The sequence below is a fragment of the Actinotalea sp. C106 genome, assembly GCF_023630195.1.
Lineage (GTDB): Bacteria > Actinomycetota > Actinomycetes > Actinomycetales > Cellulomonadaceae > Actinotalea.
Map to the genome: position 1 here is coordinate 1 of NZ_JALPKN010000442.1, position 1,753 is coordinate 1,753.

General features: G+C 75.6%; 2 protein-coding genes. One reads left to right on the forward strand and one right to left on the reverse strand.

The window, feature by feature from the left end; translation table 11 throughout:
• The coding region (locus L0B03_RS17370) for a DUF3866 family protein (RefSeq protein ID WP_250448206.1) at positions 1 to 950 on the reverse strand (950 nt) is incomplete at its 3' end.
• A gap of 34 nt (positions 951 to 984) precedes the next feature.
• Here L0B03_RS17370 and L0B03_RS17375 point away from each other — a divergent pair.
• The coding region (locus L0B03_RS17375; RefSeq protein ID WP_250448208.1) for a YafY family protein at positions 985 to 1,753 on the forward strand (769 nt) is incomplete at its 3' end.

A 1,753-nucleotide genomic window follows, 5' to 3' on the forward strand; every position in this document is an offset into this window, starting at 1 on the left:
TGGCCTCCGACTTGCAGCAGGTGCTCGGCGGCGGAGCCCTCGTCGAGGACGGGGCGGTCGCGCCCCTGGGCGGGCAGGACCGGGACGACCACCTCGGCCGGGGTGAGGGCGACCCGCCCGTAGGCGGTGGTCGAGTGGTGCGAGACCCCGCGGTGCCGCTCGCGAGGGTCCGCCCCCGAGACCCGCAAGGACGCGACCGGGCGTCCGCCGAGCACGGCCGCGGCGTTGAGGGCCTCACCGGCTGCCACCCCGCTGAAGCCCCACCGGGTGCCCGTGCCGAGGTTGCCCGGTCCCTGGGCGACCACCGTGACGTCTGCGCCGACGACGTGTCGCGCGGCGAGGAGGCCCGTGTGCACGGTGACGGCCTCGAGGTCCCCGCCGTACGCCTGACCGACCGTCACGCAGGCCTCGAGCCAGCCCGCCTCTCGCAGGGCCGCGACCGTGCGGGAGAAGGCCGCGGGCAGGGCACCCCCGTCCGTCATGACGTACGCCACCCGCAGCGTCCGACCCGCGTCGGCGGCCGCACGCCGCACGCCGGCGACCACGGCCGGAAGGGCCGAGTGGAGGTCGGCGACGACGACGGGCATGCCGGCCAGGCCGTCGGCCTCACGGAGGGCCTCGTGATGGGGGGACTCCTGCTCGTCCACGCCCAAGACCATGCTCTGCAGCGGCGTGTACCGCGCCTTGACGAGGTGGCCGGGCCCCGCGGGCGGGTCGGTCGGCAACGCGTCGGGCAGGGCGACGACGAGGGCGTAGCCGCCCGTGCCGAGCCCCCGGGCCTGGGCGGACACGTTGAGCAGGACCCGGTCGCTCACCGCCGGGGACCCGACCACGTCGGTGTAGGCGAGGGCCTTGAGCTCTGAGCCACCCTCGTCCAGGACGAGGAGCTCGGTGGCCCCGGGCCAGGCCCGGCCGAGCGACACCACGGTCCCTGCACGCCACGTGATCACCCGAGCACGGTACCGGCCGCTAGCGTGGGGGGTGATGTCAGACTCCCTGCCCCCCGCCGAGCGGCTGCTCAACCTCGTCATCGCCCTGGTCAACACGAGCGGGAGGATGACCAAGGAGCAGATCCGCCGCTCGGTCGCGGGCTACGACGCGACCGGGTCGGTCGAGGCCTTCGAGCGGATGTTCGAGCGCGACAAAGACACCCTGCGCGAGCTCGGGGTCCCGGTCGTGACGGTCGCCGACGCCGCCCACGGCGACGACCAGGGCTACCGGGTCGACACCGACGCCTACGCCCTGCCCCCGATGGACCTGAGCGCGGCCCAGCTCGGTGTCCTCGCCCTCGCGGCGGAGTTCTGGCAGGGGCAGACCCTGAGCAGCGACGCCGCCCGGGCCCTGACGAAGCTGCGGGTGGTCGGTGCGACCCCCGGCTCGACCGACACCGTGGCGGGGCTCTCCCCGCGGATGCACCCGGCCGGTCCTGCCCTCGTGCCGCTCCTCGACGCGACCCAGGAGCGCCGCCGCGTGCAGTTCACCTACCGCACCGCGAGCACGGGGGAGGTTCGACGACGGCGGGTCGAGCCCTGGCGGATCGTCGCGGCCCGCGGCGGGTGGTACCTCGTGGGCCACGACCTCGACCGCGAAGCGCCACGGGTCTTCCGGCTGAGCCGCATCGACGGGTCGGTGCGCGGGCTGGGCGCCCCCGGCGCCTTCCAGGTCCCGGCTGACGCCGACCCACGTGCCCTGGTCGACAGCGCCCAGGCCCGCGAGACGCGGGTCGCGGTGCTCGCGGTGGCCCAGGACCGTG